The organism is Phycisphaerae bacterium, from assembly GCA_035275405.1.
Taxonomy (GTDB): domain Bacteria; phylum Planctomycetota; class Phycisphaerae; order UBA1845; family UTPLA1; genus DATEMU01.
This window is the reverse complement of sequence record DATEMU010000001.1, coordinates 159277-181877: the sequence shown is the minus strand read 5'-3', so window position 1 is coordinate 181877 and position 22601 is coordinate 159277. Positions and strand designations below refer to the sequence as shown.

Sequence of the window (22601 nt, the reverse complement as noted above, 5' to 3'; positions counted from 1 at the left end):
ACCAAGCGATGAACATGTTGAATAAGACGGTTGGCAAGAAGACGACGGAAATCGCATCAAACGCAAGTAAGGAATCAAGGACAAAGCGGCGGTTTGTAGCGTCGGGAGGCCAAAATGACACAATCCTGGCACACTCGACTGTGCCAAGGAGAAACAGCCTGCGCAAACGCCATGGTCATCAGCACTTGCACAAACCGCCCGCGATGAATCGGAGAGGGGGGGATTCGAACCCCCGGTACAGTGTTACCCGTACGACGATTTAGCAAACCGTTGCTTTAAGCCACTCAGCCACCTCTCCACAGCTCATCTCGCGACGGAACATCGCAATGGCCCATCTCGAGCTGAACCCTGCCCACGTCCATCGGGACGAGGCATGGACTTATTTTAAGGCGGGCGGCAAAGCATGTCCATCCGGCACGACGTGGCGGCTGATCAAAGACGCAGCCACTATTGATCGGAAACCGTTTCGACGGGGACCTCGTCGGTCGGCGGCGGGGTTTGCTGGGCGATGGACTGTTGCGGGCTCACGCCTTCCTTGACGAAAAGGTAATAGAGCTTGCCCTCGCTGTAGGTGAAGCCAGCCATCTTGCCGGCGTCCTCGCCCACGCCCATGTAGATGTCGGTGCGACCCGGCGCGCGGATCGCGGCACCACGGTCCTGATCCAGCACGAACGATCGGAACGGTCGCATCGAAACCCCGGGCTCATGCGGAATCCGTGTGTCGGTAAAGGCCAGACACGCACGAGGAAAGATCTCCTTATCCGTCGCGATGCTGTGATACGGGATAACGCGTTCGGCCAGACAGCCGTACGGCCCACCCGCGGATTCGCGGAAGAACACGTAGCGTTGATTCTGAAACAGATAGACGTCGAGGTCTTCCGGATGTTCCTTGAAATGGCGGATCATCGTGTCGAGCGAGAGCTTGAATCGATCGATCTTGCCATCGGCGATCAGTTGTTTGCCGATGGGCGTGTACTCGTGGCCGTTGTGACCGGCGTAGCCGATTTCGGTCAGCGAGCCGTCCGGCAGGCGGATGAACCCGGAGCCTTGCACCGTAAAGACATACGCCTCGAAGCGATCACCGACCCACGCGATCTCCTGGCCCGCGAGGATTCCGCTCGTCTCGATCTCCTCGCGCGTCTTCCATGGGCCGCCGATGGGATTGCCTTCTTCATCCTTTTGCAAATCGGGCGGTAGCCGATAAAGCGGGACGTTGAACTGCTCGGTCTGCGTCAGGCTGCCGTCGAAGATCGGCGAGTAATAGCCGGTGAACAGGACCGTGCCCTCGTCGTCGCAGCCGATGGACATGTACACGTCGAAGTTGTCGCGGATGAGCTGGTCCAACGCCTCGGGGCTGTTTGCCTGATCGAGGATCTGAAGGAACGTGTGCAGGCTGGCCATCGCTCGTTCATGCGTAATCGGGCCGAGCGGGTAGTACTTCTTGCTGGACGGCTTATTCAGGTAGTTGATGCTGTTGGTGATGGCCTCGCGTAGGGTCGTTCCCTTGGCCTTGTACCATCCCTCGCCGAAGGCCGGGTATTGCGACGGATCGATCTGTCGCAGGGCGAATTGACCGGGCGGCAGCGGTCGGTCGTAGTCTTTCTTGATATCGACAAGGGGAAGCGGCTGGGGCTTCGCGCATCCGCCGATGGCGAGGGCCAGCGCGATGACCAAGTACTTACGAGTTTTTTGGGGGGACATGGTCCGACTCCTTTCGGCACTACGAAACGCCGGGCATCCGTCCCGGCTGACCGTCGCCTCAACAGGCGACAGAATCAGTATATCGGCCGTAAAGGGAGGGAAGCAAGCGTACGGAAATGGATATCGGAGCTGTAAAAGTCACGCGGGCGGCCTATTAGGACCGCCCGCGTTTCCCCTTCCGGAAAGCTCCGGAAAACGTTCGAATCGGTTCTGGCTAACCGACGGTCTGAGGCACGGTCTGCCGGCCCTTGGTCTGCTGGACGAGTTCGAGCTTCTGGGTGTTGCCCTTGATGGTGATTCCACCGCAGTCCGGGCACATAAATGAACTCACGCCGATATCGGCCGTGCGAAAGGTGAGGAACTTCACGCCGCCGGGGCGAAAGTGGAGGGTGCCGGTCGATTGGAGCGTTCCCTCGATCAACCCAGCGGCCTTGCAGTAGGGACAGGTGCTAAAGGACATTTGGGGCTTCTCCTTAACGGGTCCCGGATACCAATCAGCGCTGCGAGTGGCACGTGCGGTTGTTGGCCAGCGCCGCACGACCCGGCGACCGGGGTTCTGATCGGTCTTTCAAGGGCATGGGTTAAGCCAAGGACAACGCCCCGTCCGGAGGCTGACTTTTCGGGCGTGAAGGGTCGAGTGTTACCGATCCTCGGGGACGCGGAGGAGCACTCCGGCCGACAGCCAGCGCGTTAGATCGGCATAGAAGTCCGCGAAGATGCGCTCCTCGCTGAGGGATGGGGAGACCGCGACTGATTCCACATAGCGGCCCGCAAGGTCGTTGAGGCATGTTGGCACATCGGGATTGACTGCCGAGAGTGCGGCCAGACCGGCGGGTGTTAGTCGGACCCAGGCAGGCATGAGGTTGGCGGGTGCTCGGCCGCAGGCGGCGGAGCCTTTCGTAGGCGGCGGTAACGGAGTCGGCAGGGATTGGCTCGCTCGCCACTGGTCAACGATGACCAGTACGTCGACAGAAAACTCCCTCACCGCGGCGTACGTGGGCCGAAAGACGCGCTGATTCAGAAGGGCCTCCACGGAGAGGGCCCTGAGCCGCGACTCTTCGTCGCTGTTCCAGGGGGCGTAGGGTACATCCGCCGCGTAGAAGACCTCGAGGTCGGTGCGTTCATAGTCCGCGAGGTCCGCCAGACCGGGCCATCTCTCGATCAAGTCCCGCCGGTCTTCGATCAGGTAAGCCTGAAAAATGCGGGCGAGTTCGCGCGATGAGGCGCTGTGCCAGGTGCGATGGTGGTGCAGGTCGCGGACGAGGCGCGCGAGGTCCGTCGACGGGTCTATCGCCTGGATCGCTGCGAACGTCATAGGGAAGGCCCAACGGAGCATGGAGCGCTCGCCGCCGAAGACGAGGTCGGAATAGACCTGAAGGCGATCAGGTGGAAGGGTCGCGAGATCGTCGATCTCCATCTGGCTGAGCCGTGGGAATCGCTCGGCCAGCGATCGCCGGCGTTCGGCCGCAGCCTCGGGAAGCGCCGGGCCGTCCAGGATCAGGACACGCATGGCCGAGAGAAAGTCCGCGAGGGCCATCGTCAACCCGCCGAAACCGACGTGACTTCGTCCATGAGCGTCTGGGCCATGTCGGCCTCTTGCAGGAGGCGATCGAGCGTCGGGATCTCGGCATCCCATTCGACCAGGGCGGAGGTCGGGCCGATCCGCTCCAGCACGCGGCGGTACAGCTCCCACGTCTCGGCGTCGACCGGTCTGGCGTGCGTGTCGAGCAGGATATCCCCCTGCCGCTCGAAGCCCGCCAAGTGGACCTGACCCACGCGATGAAGCGGGATCGAATCCAGAAACGCGACGGGATCGAAGCCGTGGTTCTTGGAGTTGAGCAGCACGTTGGAGACGTCGAGCAGCAGTCCGCAGTCGGCCTCTTCGAGGATGTTGGTGATGAACTGGTCCTCGGTCATGTGCGAGCGCGACGGGGCCATGTAGTAGGTGACGTTTTCGAGGAGGAAGGGCCGCTCAAGGACGTCCTGCACGATCCGCGACCGCTCGGCGACGTGATGGACGGTCTCCTCGGTGAACGGCAAGGGGATAAGGTCGTTGAGATTCACGTGATCGACCATGGTGAAGCAGAGGTGGTCGCCGAACCAGGGGCTGTTGATGTCATCGCAGAACCGCTTGAGGCTGCGAAGGTGGTCCATGTCGAGCGGGTCGGTGCTGCCGATGGAGAGCGAGACGCCATGGGCGACGAGCGTGTAGTTCGCGGCGATTTTTCGCAGCGCATCGGCGCAGAAGCCGCCGCGATTGAGGAAGTTCTCGGGGATGACCTCGAACCAGCGGACGGTCGGCTTGCGTTCGATGATCTCGGTAAAGTGCTGGCGGCGGAGACCGATGCCGGCGCCGAGGGAGGGGAGCGTTTTTCCGGCGAGTTGGATCATAGTGCGATCATCGTAAGGGGGAAGAGAAAGGGACTGAAGGGACAAAAGGGACGTAAGGGACAGACATGTGCGTTGCGTTGCCAAGCTGTTACGCTCCTAATCGCGAGGGCTTCGGGTGACGCGGGCGGCGGCGTTGACGAGGCTGTGGATTTGTTTGGCCGACGCGTCCTTGTGGTTCAGGAGGAGGTCCAGGAGGCGGCGCTGGATCAGGCGGTGGTTGTAGCGTCTGGGGTCGGGGTCGTCGGGGTGGACGAGTTCGGCGACGTGGTGGAGTTCGGCCTGGCCGCGGAGCTTTCGGGCATAGCGGTAGAAGGCAGCGCGGCTGACGCTGAGGTCGGCGAGTGAGAATTCGTCGTAACAAGCCTGGAGGGTGGCCGGCTTACGGTCGACGATGGCGTGGTCGAGCTTTTTTCTTAGATCGGGGTCGAGCCGGGCGAAGACCGAAGATTGATTGCCCTGGTTGTAGGTCGGCGATCGATTCATGCTGCTACCCCCTCTTGAAATCTATTTTTTTTTCTTAGGCGCTACTGGCTGGGACTAGCTGGGACGTCCACCAACCGCCGAGGAACAGAAACGCCACATCCAGCGGCCCGCACTGATGGGAGCCTCGCTTCCTAACAATATCCTAACACTCTACAGGGAAAAGTCAAGGAAATTCGGCTATGGGTTTCCTTCGTCCGATTCGGGCCGAGGTGAGTTTTTTTTGAGGGTCTCCTGATCACGGGCTACGCGCCCATGGCGATGATCCGTGGGCCTACCGGCCCCAGGGCCAGAATCAGGTGTGGACTGCCCGACTCCAATAACAGCCGAGGGCAGCTGAACTCCATCTATGGTGTGACGACGATCTTGCCGAAGACGTCGCCCTGCTCCATCTGGCGGTGGGCCTCGGCGAGTTGGGCGAGGGGCCAGGTCTTGGCGATGATCGGGCGGACGAGGCCGCGATGGGCCATGGCCCAGGCCGCGTCGATCCGGTCTTTGTCCGTGTAGAACTCGACGACGCCCTGGATACGGACCTCGCGGAAGAGGAGGAGACCGACCGGGAGGGTGGCGTCGAAGCCGCCGACCATGCCGATGACGATCCAGCGGCCGCCGAGGGCCAGCGCTTCGAGCGTCTTTTTGGTCGTCGGTCCCCAGACGGGATCGAACGCCACGTCCACGCCGCGGCCGCAGGTGACGTCGTGAACGGTCTTGGCGTAATCCTGCGTGCGGTAGTTGACCGCGTAATCGGCGCCGGCGAGTTCCTTCGCCTTGGCGGCCTTGTCGTCGCTGCCGACGGTGGTGATGACGGTCGCGCCCATGGCCTTGGCAACCTGGATGGCGGCGGTGCCCGCGCCGCTGCCGCCGGCGTGAACGAGGACGACCTCGCCGGGCTTGACGGCGGCGTACATCGCGAAGCCGCGATAGGCCGTCAGATAGACGCAGCCGAAGGCGGCGGCCTCCTCAAAGGAATAACCGGTCGGCTTGGTTCGCAGGCAATGGGCGGGCACGACGACTTTTTCCGCGAATCCGCCGGGGCGGGTGATGCCGATGATGTCGAGCTTGCCCTTCGCCCGCTCGCCCGTGACCCGCGCGTCGACGACGACGGGATCGCCGACTTTCACGTTGGCGACATCGGGGCCGATCTCGGCGACCTCACCGGCGACGTCGAAGCCGCCGGTGTGGGGCATCTTGAACCCCGGCATGGTCGAGGCGCCGGAGCGGATGAAGATATCGAGTCGATTCAGGGCCGCGGCCTTGACGCGGATGACGACCTCGCCCGAGGCGGGCTTGGGGTCGGGGACCTCCTCGAGTTTGATGACGTCAGGCTGACCGGTCTGATGGTAGCGGGCGGTTTTCATGCGGCACCTTTACCTCATTGAAAACGCCCGTTTGCTGATTCGCAACTATGGGAATAATGCTGTTGAAAACTGCGCCCGATGATTGCACGGGCCGTGTTGGATAAGCGCAACATCGCCTCGCTGCTGCGAGACCGTGCCACCCAAACGACTGTCACGGCGGTGTCGGCGTCATTACCACCGCGCCCAGGTCTGTCGTTTCGCCGGCCATGACTTCGACGTCGTTGACCGTCAGGTCGTCGAAGCCGGTGGCGGAGAACTCGACGCGGTAGGTGCCGGTGGGAAGGCCCATCAGGGTGAACGCGCCGTCCGCTTCGGTCACGGTGCTGGTGACTTCTACATCGTCCTTGAAGGCCGTGACCAGGGCGTTGGCAACGGGATTGGCCGGATCCGCGTTGTCGTTGACGATTCCGGTGATCTGACCGGCCTCCAGCACGCTGATCAGCCGCATGGCGAAGGCGGGATGGAAGTGGAAACCGGTAATCGTGCTGACATCATCGATGTGACCGCTGGGGATGGCCGAGAAGGCGCGGCTGAGGTCGACGTCCAGCAGCAGGACCAGCTCCTCGTCCTCGACGATCTCAAACTCGAAATTCAACTTGATCCCCGATGACTCGCCGCTAGGGACCTTGAGATCGAATTCGCTGTCATCGGTCAACGTGATGTGGCCCTCCGTCACGACGAGCCGCATCTGGTCGTACATGCCGACGGGGATGTCGGCTTCGGCCAGGAGATCGGTGCGACCATTGCGGAGGTCAAGCAGATCGAGCGTTCGCTCTCCCTCGAAGATGACGACGAATCCATCTTCGGCGTTTTCGTCCTCCGACGCCTGCCGCACCTCGACCCGCGTGACGGTCACGAGGGCCTCGGCGATGAAATCGACGGGAAAGGGCTTGTCGGTCACCTGCAGGACGAGTTTGCCCGTGGCCCCGAAGTTCGACGGAAAGGCCATGCAACCGAGTAAGGAAACAGCACCGAATAATAGCGGGGCGATCGCGTACCGGAAGGTTCTTTTGAACATTGGTGAACTCCATTCTTGTCATCGCAGACCGATTTCCGCGATACACTTCCCTCTCCGATATGGGAACTGAAGGCCCGCCGCAGCCTCATTCCAGCACGCGGCGTATGGGGGGTGTGTTTTTCTGACTGCGCCTTCCTAAGAACTATACGAATCGGAAAAGGGGTCGTCAAAGTGGGATTCGTCCCAATTGATCGCTACCTAACAGGTATGGATTCAGTTATGCGAGCCGATCGACGAACTCCTTGTTCGTCGAATACTTGCCCAGTTCCTCCAGCATCGTCTCCATCTGCTTTTGAGGCGTCATGGAAAGCAGCCGGCGTCGGACGCGCGACATCTTGTCGTACGTCGACTGACCCAGAAGCAATTCCTCTTTGCGCGTGCCGGATTCCGACAAGTTCATGGCGGGCCAGATGCGATAGTTCGCCAGCTCACGCGAGAGGACCAATTCCATGTTCCCCGTGCCCTTAAATTCCTGGAAGATGAAGTCGTCCATGCGGCTACCGGTCTCAATCAAGACGGAGGCGATGATCGTCAGGCTGCCGCCGTTCTCGATTTTGCGCGCTGAGCCAAACATCTGCTTGGGATGCTCCAGCGCGCGGATGTCCAGCCCGCCGGTCATGGTCCGGCCGCTGGATCCGACGAGTTGATTGAACGCCCGTCCCAACCGCGTGAGCGAGTCGAGGAGGATGAGCACATCCTCGCCCTGCTCGACGTGGCGCTTGGCCTTCTCGATCATGAGCCGGGCGATGCGGGCATGGCTCTTGGCGTCGTGATCGTTGCTGGAATAGACGACCTCGGGCGCGCCGTGTCGCCAGCCGGAACCCTCCTTAAGGACGATTTGCTTCATCTCCGTCACTTCTTCCGGCCGCTCGTCGATGAGCAGCATCATCAGGAAGATCTCGGGATGGTTGGCGCGAATCCCCTCGGCCATCTGTTTGAGCAGCACGGTCTTGCCGGTCCGCGGCGGCGCGACGATCAGCCCGCGCTGCCCTTTGCCGATCGGCGCCAACAGGTCGACGATCCGCGTTGAACCGGGCCCGCCGGGAGTCTCGAAGCGGAGGATTTGCGTGGGATGTATGACCTGCAGTTCGTCGAACGGCTTAACCGCGCCATAGGCCTCCGGCGGTTTACCGCTGATCTCCAGGATTCGCACGACCGTCAGCGGGCCTCGTCCTTTTTTGCCCCGGCTGGCCAGACACTTGAGCGTCTCGCCGCCGCGGAGATTAAAACGTTTGGCTGCTTCGCGCGGGACCTGGGCGTCGTTGGGGCCGACGGCGTAATTACGTGCGGGATCGCGCAGAAACCCCGTTCCGCTCTCATTTAGCTCCAATGTTCCTGCGACCGTCTGATCTTGATGATCCATCGATGGGTCTTTCCTTGGATACAAACGATTCTCGCCTGACCTGTAATCGCGGTCGGCGAAAACCTGTCGGGATGCTTCCCCGATCTGCGGTGTGCGGCACCTCCGGCAGCGGCTCAGCCGCTCATGACCGGAAGCAATTTGGATCGTGTGTCGCGCCGGAGACCCCCGGGTCTCCCTGAATTCCTTTTCAAAAGCGGACTTCAAAACGGCGAAACTCGCCCGCGGCCGGGCCATCGTGCTGCTGCACATCCCGGATATAACTTGCCATCTCCGCCTTCAATGCCGTCAGGAATCGTTCGACCTCGGATGTGTCGCCCTCGACGACGGTTTCCACACGACCGTCCGTGAGGTTTCTGACATAACCGGTGACGGCGTAATCCTCGGCAACGCCACAGGTCGTATAACGGAAACCCACGCCCTGAACGCGGCCGGAAAAGAGGACCGTTCGCCGGATCATCGACTTCCGGCCTCCTGTGGGCCGCCAAGGAGCACCGGGGAATACTAGGGGACCACGGGCCGATCCGCAAGGGGCGGGATTTGTCCCTCTTTCAATACTACTTGCACGCGATGGCACGTGTTCTTAGGCTGTGTGTTCTCCACCGGGACCGAGACCAACACGAACGACATAGGAATCGCATATGTATAAGAAAAAGACCCTGGCCAACCGGAAACATCGCAGACGCAAAATCCGACTCAAGGCCAAGCAAAAAGCCCTGAAAACCAAAGGCGCTTCGAAGTAACGCACGTTGCTGCGCATGTAGGGCGGGTTCCACCCGCCACCGAGTTCACGAGCGGTATCGAATCACCTGTTGTGTCGCGGCGGGCAGAGCCCGCCCTACCGCTCACGCGCCGCCCGCGCTCACTTTGACCGACCGACCGCGCGCCTCCGGCTTCTTGGGGATCAGCAGTTCAAGAACACCGTTCTTGCACGTCGCCGACACGCCATCTTCCTGCACATCCGTGGGGAACTCGTATTTTCGCTTGAAGCCGCCATAACGGCATTCTGAGCGGAGCATTCGCGGCTCTTCGCCGGGGGGGATGTTCGTTGCTTTGCAGCCCTTGATCGTCAGGGCGTTACTCAGAATCGTGACATCGATGTCCTCGGCGCCCATCCCCGCCACCTCGACGCGGACGCGATAGCGGTCGGGCTCGTCGATCACGTCCATCGACGGGGCCCAATCCTGCCCATCGAGCGGCGCGGTCGTCAGGCCGACGTGCCAGACGCGGTCAAGCAGTTGGTCAAACTCCTTGCGGACGTTGTGCAAGGAAAACGGCAGGTCGCTGGGAAATGGAATATTCGGCATGATGCGTCTCCTGTCCCCCCGGGGTGAGGGTTTGCTAACCAACGGTTCATTGTACCGCGCCTCGCTGACGCAGGGCCTCATAGAAAAACAGGGCCGCCGTCGTCGCGACGTTCAGGCTGTCGGCCCGGCCGCGCATCGGGACGGTAGCCAGTGTCACGTTCGGTTTTCGCCATGTGGTCGAGAGCCCCTTAGCCTCCGAGCCGAAGACCAGCGCGACGGGACCGCGGAAATCAACATCGGTATAAACTGCTGCACCCTCCGGAGTGGCTGCGATCATCGCGAGATTGCGCTTTTTAATCCATGCAATCGCCGCATCCACTTCTGCTTCCACCACGGGCAAGCAGAAGATTGTCCCGAGGCTCGCGCGGATGACGTTCGGGCCGTAGAGGTCGGTCTCGGGGTCAATGACAAGGATGGCCTCGACGCCCGCCGCATCGGCCGTGCGGACGATCGCGCCGAGGTTGCCGGGCTTTTCCAACCTTTCGAGGACGGCTACGAGCGGATTCGAGGATAGCCGCAGATCATCGAGCGCCCGCCTGGGACGCTGAGCAATTGTTACCAGTCCTCCCGTCCGGTCGCCATAACGGATTTTGTCGAAGACGGTTTCGCTGACTTGCGTGACGCGCGACCCGCCGGCCGCAATGCTCTTCAGCAAGGCGGCGGCGTCATCTCCGGCCAGGATTGCGTCGCAGAAAAAAACTTCATCGATGCCGATGCCTGCCTCGACCGCCCGGCCGATCTCGCGCACTCCGTCGATAAGGATGTGCTCGCCCTCCGCCCGGCCGCGCTTGCCGCGCAGGCGGAGCGCTTCTTTGACGCGCGGGTTGCCGGTACTGGTGATGATCTCGGTCATCAAAACAGTCTCAGAAATTACTCCATCGTATCGCGGCGAGGGCGATGTAGTAGCGCCAGACCCAAAGACCACAAAGAATAAAATTGCCCACCAACACTGTAAGCGGCTCGGGCGGGATGCCAAAGACATAAAGGGGGCGTTGACCGAGCATCTCTTTCGTCAGACCGCTTAACCACAGGCCGCCCAAGAAAATAGTCGTGAAAAAAATTCCGTTGAACAAGCAGAATATCCACAAGAAGGCGGACTCGTAGCAAAACACTTTTCTCGCCCATGCGAAATTTGGCAGGGCTCTCTGCCAAACCCAATGGCTGACGATAACCGCGGTCAGCAGGCGATGAAGTCCCCAACCGACGAAAGGGATAATGAGTCCAAAGGCAAATGGGAAAAAAAAGACTTGGACGGGAATATGGCTATCCTTGCCTCTGAGTCGAAGGAATACCGCCAACAGCCATACGGCGGCGCCTATCCCGATCGCCAAGAGCTGCAAGCTTTCAAATCGTCCGATGCCGTTAACCGGAGTTCGAAGCTGTAAACGCCCATAGAACGCGCGCGGGCTTAGGATTAACTCTCCGACGGTTCTCAACAAGCTCCCAATGGAGCCTCTGCGTTCCCAGTCGCTGCCGGGGCGCCGAATCAACGGCTCCAGCGACGAGTCGACTGCCAAACCACATTCGGGGCAAAGCTGGTCCTGTGGGAGATGTGTGAGATCGTATCCGCATCCTTCACAGATTGGCGGAATCTGAATCTCGATTGCCCGTCCCTCTGCCGCTTCCAGTGCACGGTGCGTCCAGCCGGCCAACACCAACCCACTGGCCGGGATACCCGCTATCAGCACAAACGCCCAGGGAGGGTCCCCAAAGAAACTAAGTAACCCAGGATTACCTTTCATTATGGAGTCGATCGCCATGCAACTCGCGCACCCTCCTGCGATCAAGAGCATCGCCGGCCACAGACTCGCCGACGCCACGCGGGCCGATAGACCAAATGATGTCAGCAATGATCCCGTGCGATGAGTATCGACAATGTGAGTCCACGCGGACAGGAGGACAAAGACCGTACACGCTAATGGCAATAGCAGGATAACGAATTCTTCACCGGAGTTACCGTAGGCGCGGGCCCAGGCATCTCGAAGCGAATCCACCGGTGACGCAAGGATGGATACGATTCCTCGAGAATGGTCCCATAGGACAGTCGCGACAATTGCAATGACGATGAGGGTTATTGCGATGCCGGCAGATGTCCACACAGCCCATCGCCGCGCTCGAGCGACCGCCCGCCCTGCTTGCGTGGCGCGAAAATGGTCAAGTATTGAGAACCCGGCGGGAGTTACCCTTGGGTGGACTACGAAGCGTTGGGATACTGACATTATCAACCCGGATACGGCTCAATTTTTGCCGGCCCTCGTTCTACGAACTCCGCCGGGTCGCGGATCGATTCAAGTGAAAAAGTGTTTGTGGATCGGCAATAGAGCGAACCGCCCATGCGGGCGACGGCCTGGAGCTTGAGCGGGTCGCAGATCATGTCGCCGGGTACAAGCACCGCTTCATCGACGTGAACGGCGAGGACCTCGCCGAAGACCGCCTGACCGGCCCCCGGCTGATCACCCAGTGAGACGATCTGCCGCAGCTTGCACTCGATGTTGACCGGGCTCTCTTTGATGAGGGACGGCCGCACCTTTCGGGCAGGCAGCGGTGTGAGACCGCTCTTTTCAAACTCGCTGACGCCGTGCTCGAACTCGGTGCTGCAGATGTTCATCCGCTCGGCGATCGGCTCGGTCACCGTGGCGATGACGAACTCGCCGGTCGCGCGGATGTTGCGGAGGGTGTCCTTGGGTTGGCCGTGGCGATTGAGGGCGGGCGAAAAGACGATGATCGGCGGGTTGGCGGAGAGCATGTTGTAAAAGGAGAACGGCGCGAGGTTCGCCCGCCCCTGCTCGTCGATGGTCGAGGCGAAGGCGATCGGCCGCGGCTGGGCGAAGGAGAGGTAGAGGCGGTGCATGGCCCGCCAGGAATGCTCGGTGTTGGAGAGATCGATGTACATGGCGGCCCATTGTATCTCCGTCACCGGAGGATGGCACGGCAACGGCTGTCGACGATGCGAATCTGTCCGAGTCCCTGAGAGGTCGATACAATATGGATATGGCCATCCCCGATGTAAACTTCTCGGTGACCCCGGTCCGAATTCCGATGGAGTGGATCATGCGCGCTGAACGAGCAGTCGAAAAGGTGCGTGAACGGCTGTTGCGAACGTGCCGGGCGCTGGAGGCCGGGGGCGTTCCCTACGTCGTCATCGGCGGCAATGCAGTGGCGGTCTGGGTTGGGAGCAAAGACGAAGGGGCCGTCCGAAATACGAAAGACGTAGACGTTTTACTCAATCGGGGCGATCTGCCGCGAGCGACCGAAGTGATGGCGGCGGCAGGTTTCGATCCGGCGGTCATCGACGGGATCACGATGTTTCTCGACCGCGACGATCCCATGCCCAGCCGGGGCGTTCACGTTGTATTTGCGGGCGAAAAGATCAAGCCGCACGACGCCTACCCGGCGCCACAAGTCGTCAAGGGGATCCGTAGCCCTGAGGGCGTCGACGCGATTCAATTACGCGAGTTACTGGTTCTCAAGCTGATCGCGTTTCGCGATATCGATCGAGTTCACATCCGCGATATGCTAAAGGTCGGCCTGATTGACGATGTCGTGGCCGATCAGATCCCATTGGAGCTTCAGCGGCGGCTCGAAGAAATCCGGGCGAATCCGGATGGATAAAAGCGTCGGCGCACGGCGCTGGCGAGAAACAAACCGAACCCGATCAGGGAGATCGAAGATGGCTCGGGGACAGGGATCTCGGCAATACGGAATCCGAGATTGGACGAGCCGGCTTCTGCCGCCGCGCCGGTCCGATTAGAGGCACGCATTTGACTCTCGTTATTAAACCAGTCGCCGCCTCGAATATTGCGTGAGATCGACGACGTTCGCGTGTCTGTCCACTCCGTAATATTTCCTCCTTGATCGAATGTTTCGTAATAGCTCATCGATGCTATGTACGCTCCAACATCCGTCAAATAATTCTGAGTCGACAAATAGACCGTTGAACCCGTGACGGCAAAACCATCGTCATACCCGTTCACCAATCCGTCGTCCTTCTTGAAATTGCCCGTAATCGCAGGAATCGGGGCATCAAGGCCGGGAGGCTGGTCGCTATAGGGCACCGAATCCGTGCGCATGGGATAAAGCCAATAGTTATTGCCTCCTGCGCCGGGGGTGGGATCGTAATAGGCGGCTTTATACCATTCATTTTCCGAAGGCACCACAAAACGTGCGTCGGTGTTACGCAAGACCATCTGAAGTTCAGGATTGAAGATCGCCCCATTCATCGTATACGAGCCGTCCTCCGTCGTGTTCGTGTCTTGCAAGCCCATTGGCTGTCCGTTCGATAGCCAATTGGCAAAGCGCGCCGCATCTCCCCAACTCACGAAAGTTACCGGATGGTTTGGTGCTCCAAAAACGTCATAGCTATAGCTTCCGCTTGGTCCGGTTCGTGCGATCCCACCAGAATTGAGATTACTCGCCATATTTGGATCGTACAGCGAATAAGTGTCCGTGACAGCAACCGCGTTCAGGAACTCGGCATACTGAGCTACCGTAACCTCAAACCGGCCGATGTTGTACGCATAGCTGACTCCACCGAAACGAAACCCTTGAGACCACACTACGTCATTTGGGTTTCCGGGATTACCGACCGGTACCAGGGACAAGCTCGTTTGTCCGGGCATGTTGAACACGTCGGCCGACGCGTCGGCAGCAATCGATGCAATTACGATAGCGAAACACCCGCCGACGGATACGAGTCGTGATCTGAATTCAGAGAGTCCGCGCCGGTGTGCCACGTTCGAGCCTCCCAACGGCCGTGTTTCACTCGTGGGTTCGGACCTAACGATAATACCCGATGTGGGAGCGGCGAATCAACGATTTTCGAGCGATCCGTTGCCCAATATTGCTAATTCTCGTGTTTCACCCTGTTTTCCAACACGCCGAGACCGTCCATCTCCAACCGCACCGTATCTCCCGACTTCAGAAACTTCTGTAGCTCCGCGCCGCAGCCGCCGCCGACCGTGCCGCTGCCGAGTACGTCGCCGGGGAAGAGCGTGCGGGCGGCGCTGGCGAAGGCGATCATGGCTTCGAAGCGGTGCTTGACGGTGCCGTACTTGCCGTCGGTCCACTGCTCGCCGTTCACGAAGGCCCGCATCGAGACGTCGTCAAGATTGCGAATCTCGTCGGGCGTCACGAGGTACGGCCCCAGGGCGCTGGCGAAGTCCTTGCCCGGCGAGGGGCCCATGTTGATCGGCATGGCCTTCTTCTGCCGCGCGCGGGCGGAGAGGTCGTTCAGGATCGTGTAGCCCGCAATCGCGCCGCGGGCCGATTCGATTGTCGCGTTGCGAATCGGCTTGCCGATCACGCAGGCCAGTTCGCACTCGTAGTCCATCCGGTCCTCGCCCGTCGGGTAAAACGCGGTCATGCCGTGACCGATCATGCTCGTCGGGTTGGAGTTGTAGTAGGCGGGGATCTCGTACCACTCGGGCACAATGAAATCGAAGCCGCGCTGCTTGCGCATGGTCATGACGTGCTTCTCGAAGGCGTAGAAATCCAGATACTGCGACGGGCGGAGAACGCACGGGCCGAAGAAGACGGACTCGGGCGCGACACCGTCCTTGCCCGACAGGGCGGCGATCTCCTTGCGAAGCGCCCCCCACTCCTCCCCCGCCGCGACGGCCGCTGTCAGGACACCGGCATACTCGGCGGACTTGATGTCGTGGTGTTTTGCCGCGCGGTCGGTGATATCGACAATCTTTCCTTGCAACAGTACGCCGAGCCGTGCGGCGATGGGAATTCGCCGCGCTAAATCTGTGTGGCGATCCTGGTCGGATGAATAAAACTGACAGAGCTTCATGGTGGATTGAACTCCTGTGGATAACCCGGCTCGATGATATCATCGAGCCCGGCTGGCGTCTAAGAACCCATTGCTATTTGGCGATTCGCACCGTCTATTGGCCGGTGCCACATAAGAAAGTGAGAAATCTTGAAAATGCGACGAGCCGTACCGCGCCCCCTCGCGCTCGATCCGCGGGCTTGCGCCACGCGACTCTGATCGGGGCGCAAACGTCAGTCAGGCCGCTTCAATTCATGACCAAGTCGCAGACGCAGTGATGCACGCCGTCCTTGTCCTTTGTCACCTCGGCAATGACAAATCCGGCGCGGAGGATGCCCCGGCGGTTTTCCGAATTGAGTCGCGGATCGCCCTCGAACATCAACTCCGTGACGAAGGGCTCGTGGCCCTTTGCTTCTACTTCGTAGTGCACGTGCGCCGGCGGGCCGTCGCCGGGATAGCCGGCCGGGCGGATCGTGCGATACTGATAGCGACCGTCGTCGCCGGTTCGCAGATACCCGAAGAGGCGTGGGTTCAGCGAATCCCCCATTGTGGCGTTGCCGCCCGTGCTGGAATAGGAGCCCTGGTGGTTGGTATGGAAGACATAGATCAGGGCGCCTTTGACGGGTTTGAGGTCGTCGTCCACTACGCGACCGGTGACGACGAGCGGCGCGCCCGGTTCATCCCGCGGCGTCATGACGATTTCGGTTTGAGTTGCGATATCGCGCATCAAGTCGCGGAAGCGGCGTTGTTCGTGCAGACTGATCAGCGCGGGCTCGGTGAGGCATCGCGTCTGACACAAATCGCCCGCCTTGGCCGCCGACTTTAGCGCCGCAACGGCACGATCGACCTTGCCCCGTTGTGCCTCGCGGCACGCCTCGGCGAAGAGCCGATCGACTTCCGACGTGCTTCCTTGTTTTGGAGGTCGCCGCGCCGGCGACGAAAGCGAAGATCCTCCGGCCGGAGGTTCGAACGCCAAAGCGAAACCGGAACAGAGGACGACCAACGACCCGACGAGCGCGTACCTTCGAGGAATCATGGCAAGACCTTCCGGCGTGTTGTTAACTGACCGGCTCGCTATCGGGTTTAACGGCCCCGGGGGTGATTGCTTTCCTATTTTCCGGCCCTAAGCCGCCCATGTCGTGAAAATGCTCATCGTCCCCAACGCGGCGAGGGTCATGGCGAACAGGCTCAGCCAGAGTGTGACCGGCACGGTTCCGGAAAAGATGAACAGCGAAGTGACGCCGCCCGCGAGAACGAAAAACGCTATCGCCATAGCGCCGATCCGCCAGGCGAGCACGCCCGTCAGCCCGGACGACGACGTCATCCGCCAGCCCAACAACGCTCCGAAGGCCGCACCCAACAGCCCAAAGAGCACGCTGGGCATCAGAGCGTGGTCCCAATGGAGGCCGCCCCCATGAAACAGCTCGTCGGCACTGACCAGCGACGCCCGCATCGCGTGAATGACGGCAATCAGGACAGCAATGCCGACGGCCGACCAGAGCAGGGCCGTCCGCGCCGTGATCGTGCCCGCCTCGCGCAGAATCACCCGTTCGCGCTCCATCGCCTTCTGTTCATCTTCCGCGGTCGATTCTGGCGGCATGAAACGCATCCCGCATGGATACAAGTGATCGGGGTGATTAGAGGCCCAGCGCCGCCATCGGGTCCACCTTTTCGGCGCCCTCGACTTTGCCCTCTGGCGTGAAATGGACGTGAAGCTGGTCGCGCTCGCTGTACTTATAGACGAACTTGAAGCCGAACTCGAGCTTCTTCGGGCCGTGCGCTTCGAGAAAATTCTCGGCGTAGGCGATCTTCGCTTCTTTCATGGAGCCTCCGAGTCCGAACGCCTTGCCGTCCACCGTCGCAAATACCTCCTTCGGCGGCTTGCCCAACACCGTGACGACTTCCTCGATCGTCATGCCCGGATAGACGTCGTCCAGCTTGTCGGCGGCCTGTTCGCGCGGGCTCATCCCGATCGCGCCCTTAATGAACCAAACCGCGCTGAAGATGACCGCAGCGGCGATGACGAACTTGGCCAGCTTCCAGACCAGCGCCTTTTTCGCGTCGCGCTGCGGATCACTCGGCGCGGCGGCCGAAGGACCCGCTTTTCCATTCTCCTTCGAATTCGATTTGGCTTTGCCGCCGGACGGCGCTTTCGCGATCGCCGCCTTCATCTTCTTGCCCGTCTGCTTGTTGAACCCGCAAGCGACGCAAAGAACCGCGGAGGTGTCCATCGCCGCACCGCAGCTCGGACAGGACATCGCCACGGGCGAGATTTCATCGATCAGGCCCGACAAGTCGGCCACCTCCGGCCCCATCGGGTCCGGCGGCATCGGCACCGCTGCGCCGCACCGGCAGCGCACGCGCTTGCCCATGAGCTTTTCCGACGCCTTCAAGCGGACGCCGCACGCCTCACATTGCACGATAACCGGCATGACCAAACGGCCTTCAGATCCGCGCATCCTGTCGAGGTCGGGTTCAAGAAATGCGGCGATCGACGAAGACGACCGCGCCCGACCGGTGATAGATACGTCTATCATATCATCGGCTTTCCCCAAATACCATCACGCCGGAGATTGGCGTTGCGAGGGTCCATGCCCCCAGATATGCTCCCCCGTGAAGGGGCCCATGGCAAAAGGACCGATCCTCCGACAGTTCAGCCCATCGTTGAACCGGGACGCCGGTCTGCCCCAATTCGGACACGACAGCGTTAGGCACCATTGCGGCCTCTTCGGCATCTACGACCACGCCGATGCCGCCGGACTGACCTATCTCGGCATCTACGCCCAGCAGCATCGCGGTCAGGAGTCCGCGGGCATCTGCACTGTCCACGACGGCCAGATCCTCCGCCACGCCGGCCTTGGCCTGGTGACCAACGTTTTCGACGAATCCGCCCTCGCCCGGTTGAAAGGTTCGAGCGCGATCGGCCATGTGCGGTACTCGACGACCGGCGCCTGCCGCGACGTGAATTGCCAGCCGTTGCTCGTCCAATGCCGCGGAGGTCAGGTCGCCGTCGCGCATAACGGAAACCTCACCAACGCCGCCGCACTCCGTCGGCATTATGAGGAGCAAGGGGCGATCTTCCAGACCACGAGCGACACGGAAGTCATTCTCCACCTGCTCGCCAGCCCGACCTTCGCCGACGCGCCGGACCCGCTGGCCGCCGTCCTTCGCGAGCTTCAGGGGGCGTACTGTCTCCTGTTTATCTATCCCGATCGCATTGAGGCCGCCCGCGATCCGTACGGATTGCGACCGCTGTGCCTGGGCCGCACGGAGGACGGCGCCTTCGTCGTGGCCAGCGAGACGTGCGCGTTGGATATGGTGGATGCGGAGTACGTGCGCGATGTGGCCCCGGGGGAGATCGTCACCCTTAGCGACAGCGGGCTATCGACACGTTGGTTCGTGGAGCCGGCGCGGATCCGGCCGGCGTATTGCATCTTCGAGCAGGTCTATTTTGCCGATCCGTCGAGCGACGTCTTCGGCCAGAATGCGCACGCGTTTCGCGTCGCACTCGGCCGGCAGCTCGCTCGGGAGTCCCCCGCCGACGCGGATCTGGTGATCCCGGTGCCAAACTGCGCCCGCTGCGCCGCGATCGGTTACAGCGAAGAAAGCGGGCTCCCTCGCGAGCGCGGCTTCACGACGAGCCACTACGCGGGCCGTAGTTTTATCATGCCGACCCAGCAGCAGCGCGATCTCGCGGTAAAGATGAAGCTCAACGTGATTCGCGAGGCCGTCCGCGGCAAGCGGCTCGTCGTCGTGGAGGATTCGGTCGTCCGCGGCACGACGACCCGCGGCAAGATGGGCGCACTGCGGAAGGCGGGCGTGAAGGAGATCCACCTCCGCGTCGCCAGCCCGCCGATCCGCCATCCCTGCTACTTCGGCATCGATTTTCCCGACCAGAAGGAACTCGTCGCCACCGGGCGGAGCGTGGATGCGATTCGCGACTACCTCGAAGTCGATTCACTTTCCTACCTTTCCCTTGAAGGGATGCTCTCCTGTGCTAAGCACGCACCGACGCACTATTGCACGGCCTGCTTCTCGGGGACTTACCCGATGACGGTCGAAGGGCGCGTCAGCAAGTTGGGCTTCGAGCGGCAGCCGACTCCCGCCGCCGCCGACTACTGAAATGCGAGGGCGCCCTAGCGCAGCAGAATCTTCGCTGCTCCGGCAGAGGGCGCGTGGACCTGCGTCGCCTCGAGGATGATGTGCTCGTGCGGAAGCCGCGCCCGCTTCATTTGGCGTAACTGCCGACGCTGCGCCCGCGCATATCCCAGCGCGAGGTTGCCATTGGGATCTTCATGCAACACGGCCGACGCCGCCCCGTTCGTCAAGACATCGACCGTCCGGCCCAGAGACTCCGCGTGGTACATCCCCAACAAATCCGATTCGATCGGGTAGCGCGACAAGCGGCTCCAAAACTCGACGGACTTGCGCCACGACCGCTCCGACGCCAACAGGTTCATCCGCTTGAACAGGAACCGATTCGTGCGATAGGAAAGCAGCGTACTTTGCAGATGCGATTCCAGCAGCACCTCCGGCTCGGGGTAACGGCCGCGAAGCGACGTCCGCAGCTCCATCCAATTGGGCCGCCCGATCGGGGTGTCCGCCCGGATCTCCCAGTAAAGGTGCCCGAAGGAAATCGTCGAGCGACTGACGGCCATCTGTCGCGGAAGGAACTTGTTATGCGCGACGGTATCCGCCGCCAGGTGCGCGAGGTACCCGTACGCAAACGCCTTGCCTTCCTCCGTCTCGGCCTTCTCCAGGAGCGACATCCCCGTCGACCACAGGTGGCACACCTGTTTGACTTGGCTCATCTTCTTGGCCAAAACCGTGTCGGTCGCGACATTGCCGTAGACGAAATAACGCCGATGACGGGCAATCAGTCCCCCCACCGCGGCGGGCAGCAGCCAGAGATTCGAAAGGAGATCTGACGCGAGCTTGACGTGTGTCGCCGGCCCCCAGGCAAAGGCATCCGAACACAGAACGAGCACAACGAGGGCGGCCAATGCGACCGAGACGCGACGCTGACGAATCCTCACGACATTCCCTCCCGGCACGCGGGCGCTGCGAAAAAGGGCGTCCGCCCAGAAAGTGGATTCTAGCAACATTACCGCGACGATTTCAATTCGCGGGTATTCGTCGACGGCTCGGCCTCATTCATCGGCCTCGCGCCGTCCCTTGTCCACATTGGACGTGGACGCCCACTGGTTATACTCACGACCATGGCCGAGGTTTCCGAATTCGTCTATTACCGCCAACAGGATTACGCGCGAGTCATTCGCCGCCTCCCCAGCATGATCGTCGATCTCGGCGTGCTGGTGCTCATGATCGCGATCATTACCAGCGCCGTTCAAGCCGTCTACGTCCCAGGCTCCGTCATCAAGATGCCCAGGTCGCCCGAACGGAATCGACTCCTGGCTCAGTATTGGCGACCGGTCCAGAAACAGACGCTGCTCGTTTGCGCCGCCGTCGCCGCCGGCTACCACATCGCCCTTCGCCGAACGCGTGGCGGCACCCTCGGCTATCGGCTCCTCGGCATCCGGCTTATCGACGCGACCGGTCGCCCGCCCTCGTGGAAGGCGCTCGTCAAACGCTTCCTGATCGCCGTGCCGCTGTTCTTTTTCTTCGCCGCGACGTACTGGGGCTGCTTTCAGAATCCTCGCCGCCAAGCCCTTCACGATACCTTTTGCAGCACGTGGCTCGTCCGAAAAAGCGCCCAGCCCGCCGGACCGGCTCGGCCCGTCCATCAGGCCAAGCTCCTCGGACCCTGGCTCTTAACGTTCATGGATGTCGAGCCGGATCAGGACGCCGACCGTGCGGGAGCGCTGGAAAACTCCGAGTCCTGACTCGGGCCTTCGTCGCGACGAGGCCGCCGACAGGCTGACGTTTTGTTTTTCTTCGCGTGATCGGACGTTTCCGCGCGCCCACAAACCCCCGCCGATAACCCGAGTTTGCTGAATCCGTGCTATTCTGCGCGCACTTTCCCCGCCTGCCGGCCTATAGTTAATTGAGAGCATTCCGGAGGAGAAAAATCATGGGGGTAAGATTTCGCTATCGCGCGGCCGCGCTCTGCGCCGCCGCATTCGTCGCCGTCGTTTCAACGGTCCGCGCCGAGCCCGCGCGGAACTGCCCGGCGCTTGCCGATCAGTTCATCATCATCTCCAAGACCCAACCGACGGCGTTTCGCCTGAACGTGTTCAATCTCGGCGACAGCACGATCTCAATCTTTCAATTCCCACTCGGCGGAATCCTCCAGCAACCCGGCCCCACGCCGCTCGACTTCGTCTTTGTCCCCATGCCCGATTTCGGCGGAACCACGACCTTTGCCTACCGTCTCATCCCGCCTCCCGGTTGCAGCGTCGACTTCCCCGTCGGCTACGTCACGCTCGCCGGCGGAACCGCCGACGGCACCGACGCCGGTCTCAACGACCCGCCGGTCGAGGAACTCTGCGGCGAGGGCTTCCCGCTGTTCTTCCCGTTCGCACTGCTGGGCTTCTTCGTCGCCCCGCGCCGTCGCAAAATGTAGAGCGGCCGCCCCCGGCTGCTCCACAAGCGCGAGCGACCCATTCCTTGACACCGGCCCGCCCGCGCCTAAACTCACTCTTCGTATCTTTGGCCCCTAGTGTAATGGTAGCACGACAGACTCTGGATCTGTTTGTCAAGGTTCGAATCCTTGGGGGCCAGTTTGTAGAGCAACCGCCCCCGGCTGCTTTATTTTTTCATACCGCGCGACCTCCGTTTCCCCTTTTTCAAGAACTTGCATTCCGAACGCCCCTAACTTCCCCCTCGTCCATGTGTCTAGACGGGCTGATTCGCAGCGGGCGAATCACCAGACCCGCCGAAGCACGCGACGTCTGCGCTCTGGGCCGATACACAAACCAATCGTCGCAACTCAAGGGAGGAAACGTCCATGTCCGCGCGCTTTGCCCGAACTTCCATTGCCGTCGCTGTCGCCGCACTCGTCCTCGGCTTTGCGGGAACGAGCTCGGCCCGGGCCGATCATCGTGACCGCTGGGATGGCCGATCGTTTCAGGTCCAGTCCCGCCATTGGCGAAACGGCGATTTTCGCGGCTCCCGGTTCCGCGATGATTGTCGCGACCGGATGAGAGACTGCGGAGACTGGTCCCGCTCGTGCCGTCCGAGGCGCTGCGATACGCGCTACGATTACGGCTTCAACTACGGCCGCCGCGATTTCGGCCGATCCGGTTGTCGCTAA

24 protein-coding genes and 2 tRNA genes are annotated in these 22601 nt (G+C 61.3%); 6 read left to right on the top strand and 20 right to left on the bottom strand.

From position 1 onward, the window contains the following. Window positions 1-209: 209 nt before the first annotated feature. From VJZ71_00730 to VJZ71_00665, 14 genes are all read right to left on the bottom strand, one after another. Window positions 210-298 (bottom strand) — tRNA-Ser (locus VJZ71_00730). A gap of 149 nt (window positions 299-447) precedes the next feature. Further along, window positions 448-1701, bottom strand: a complete 1254-nt coding sequence (locus tag VJZ71_00725; protein HKQ46575.1) for an MltA domain-containing protein — start codon at window positions 1699-1701, stop codon at window positions 448-450. A 214-nt stretch (window positions 1702-1915) separates the two neighbouring features. Further along, complete coding sequence (locus tag VJZ71_00720; protein ID HKQ46574.1) at window positions 1916-2161, bottom strand: hypothetical protein; 246 nt, start codon at window positions 2159-2161, stop codon at window positions 1916-1918. Between the two features lie 180 nt (window positions 2162-2341). After that, window positions 2342-3238, bottom strand: coding sequence for a hypothetical protein (locus VJZ71_00715; GenBank protein HKQ46573.1), 897 nt, complete (start codon window positions 3236-3238; stop codon window positions 2342-2344). 2 nt (window positions 3239-3240) lie between these two features. Next, window positions 3241-4092 (bottom strand): DUF692 domain-containing protein, encoded by an 852-nt coding sequence (locus VJZ71_00710; GenBank protein ID HKQ46572.1) that lies wholly within the window; start codon window positions 4090-4092, stop codon window positions 3241-3243. A gap of 96 nt (window positions 4093-4188) precedes the next feature. Beyond that, on the bottom strand, window positions 4189-4575 hold the full coding sequence (locus tag VJZ71_00705; protein HKQ46571.1) for a hypothetical protein: 387 nt from the start codon (window positions 4573-4575) through the stop codon (window positions 4189-4191). Window positions 4576-4919: 344 nt separating this feature from the next. Then, entirely contained in the window at window positions 4920-5930 is a 1011-nt protein-coding gene (locus VJZ71_00700) for a zinc-binding dehydrogenase (protein HKQ46570.1), read from the bottom strand. A gap of 151 nt (window positions 5931-6081) precedes the next feature. Next, window positions 6082-6948, bottom strand: coding sequence for a DUF4382 domain-containing protein (locus VJZ71_00695; GenBank protein ID HKQ46569.1), 867 nt, complete (start codon window positions 6946-6948; stop codon window positions 6082-6084). A gap of 217 nt (window positions 6949-7165) precedes the next feature. After that, window positions 7166-8311 (bottom strand): transcription termination factor Rho, encoded by a 1146-nt coding sequence (rho, locus tag VJZ71_00690; protein HKQ46568.1) that lies wholly within the window; start codon window positions 8309-8311, stop codon window positions 7166-7168. 187 nt (window positions 8312-8498) lie between these two features. Continuing rightward, window positions 8499-8768, bottom strand: coding sequence for an acylphosphatase (locus tag VJZ71_00685; protein ID HKQ46567.1), 270 nt, complete (start codon window positions 8766-8768; stop codon window positions 8499-8501). A gap of 385 nt (window positions 8769-9153) precedes the next feature. Further along, window positions 9154-9615 (bottom strand): Hsp20/alpha crystallin family protein, encoded by a 462-nt coding sequence (locus VJZ71_00680; GenBank protein HKQ46566.1) that lies wholly within the window; start codon window positions 9613-9615, stop codon window positions 9154-9156. A 46-nt stretch (window positions 9616-9661) separates the two neighbouring features. Further along, window positions 9662-10468 carry an RNA methyltransferase gene (locus VJZ71_00675; protein ID HKQ46565.1) on the bottom strand — a complete coding sequence of 269 codons (807 nt, stop codon included), beginning with the start codon at window positions 10466-10468 and terminating at the stop codon, window positions 9662-9664. 10 nt (window positions 10469-10478) lie between these two features. After that, window positions 10479-11375 (bottom strand): hypothetical protein, encoded by an 897-nt coding sequence (locus VJZ71_00670; GenBank protein HKQ46564.1) that lies wholly within the window; start codon window positions 11373-11375, stop codon window positions 10479-10481. A 461-nt stretch (window positions 11376-11836) separates the two neighbouring features. After that, window positions 11837-12508 carry a flavin reductase family protein gene (locus tag VJZ71_00665; protein ID HKQ46563.1) on the bottom strand — a complete coding sequence of 224 codons (672 nt, stop codon included), beginning with the start codon at window positions 12506-12508 and terminating at the stop codon, window positions 11837-11839. A 158-nt stretch (window positions 12509-12666) separates the two neighbouring features. Between VJZ71_00665 and VJZ71_00660 the strand changes: the two genes are divergently transcribed. Continuing rightward, a complete protein-coding gene (locus VJZ71_00660) occupies window positions 12667-13227 on the top strand; it encodes a hypothetical protein (protein ID HKQ46562.1) in 561 nt (186 codons plus the stop codon). On the opposite strand, the gene VJZ71_00655 is transcribed toward VJZ71_00660, so the two are convergent. From VJZ71_00655 to VJZ71_00635, 5 genes are all read right to left on the bottom strand, one after another. Then, on the bottom strand, window positions 13185-14348 hold the full coding sequence (locus VJZ71_00655) for an SUMF1/EgtB/PvdO family nonheme iron enzyme (GenBank protein ID HKQ46561.1): 1164 nt from the start codon (window positions 14346-14348) through the stop codon (window positions 13185-13187). The genes VJZ71_00660 and VJZ71_00655 overlap by 43 nt on opposite strands. Before the next feature lie 110 nt (window positions 14349-14458). After that, window positions 14459-15409, bottom strand: a complete 951-nt coding sequence (locus tag VJZ71_00650) for a fumarylacetoacetate hydrolase family protein (protein ID HKQ46560.1) — start codon at window positions 15407-15409, stop codon at window positions 14459-14461. Window positions 15410-15635: 226 nt separating this feature from the next. Next, the gene (locus VJZ71_00645) at window positions 15636-16424 is read right to left on the bottom strand and encodes a hypothetical protein (protein ID HKQ46559.1); all 789 of its coding nucleotides are present in this window, start codon (window positions 16422-16424) and stop codon (window positions 15636-15638) included. Between the two features lie 87 nt (window positions 16425-16511). Next, on the bottom strand, window positions 16512-16988 hold the full coding sequence (locus VJZ71_00640) for a hypothetical protein (protein HKQ46558.1): 477 nt from the start codon (window positions 16986-16988) through the stop codon (window positions 16512-16514). 37 nt (window positions 16989-17025) lie between these two features. Further along, a complete protein-coding gene (locus tag VJZ71_00635; protein ID HKQ46557.1) occupies window positions 17026-17925 on the bottom strand; it encodes a hypothetical protein in 900 nt (299 codons plus the stop codon). A gap of 88 nt (window positions 17926-18013) precedes the next feature. Between VJZ71_00635 and purF the strand changes: the two genes are divergently transcribed. Continuing rightward, window positions 18014-19510: an amidophosphoribosyltransferase gene (purF, locus tag VJZ71_00630; protein ID HKQ46556.1), complete on the top strand. Its 1497-nt coding sequence runs from the start codon at window positions 18014-18016 to the stop codon at window positions 19508-19510. A gap of 14 nt (window positions 19511-19524) precedes the next feature. Here the strand turns inward: purF and VJZ71_00625 are convergent, their stop codons facing one another. Then, window positions 19525-20493 carry a zinc dependent phospholipase C family protein gene (locus tag VJZ71_00625; GenBank protein HKQ46555.1) on the bottom strand — a complete coding sequence of 323 codons (969 nt, stop codon included), beginning with the start codon at window positions 20491-20493 and terminating at the stop codon, window positions 19525-19527. A gap of 114 nt (window positions 20494-20607) precedes the next feature. Between VJZ71_00625 and VJZ71_00620 the strand changes: the two genes are divergently transcribed. The 4 genes from VJZ71_00620 to VJZ71_00605 all read left to right on the top strand — a co-directional run bounded on the left by VJZ71_00620 (window position 20608) and on the right by VJZ71_00605 (window position 22601). Further along, the gene (locus VJZ71_00620) at window positions 20608-21231 is read left to right on the top strand and encodes an RDD family protein (GenBank protein ID HKQ46554.1); all 624 of its coding nucleotides are present in this window, start codon (window positions 20608-20610) and stop codon (window positions 21229-21231) included. A 188-nt stretch (window positions 21232-21419) separates the two neighbouring features. Next, window positions 21420-21911, top strand: coding sequence for a hypothetical protein (locus VJZ71_00615; protein ID HKQ46553.1), 492 nt, complete (start codon window positions 21420-21422; stop codon window positions 21909-21911). 87 nt (window positions 21912-21998) lie between these two features. Further along, a tRNA-Gln gene (locus tag VJZ71_00610) sits at window positions 21999-22069 on the top strand. 226 nt (window positions 22070-22295) lie between these two features. After that, the gene (locus tag VJZ71_00605) at window positions 22296-22601 is read left to right on the top strand and encodes a hypothetical protein (GenBank protein HKQ46552.1); all 306 of its coding nucleotides are present in this window, start codon (window positions 22296-22298) and stop codon (window positions 22599-22601) included.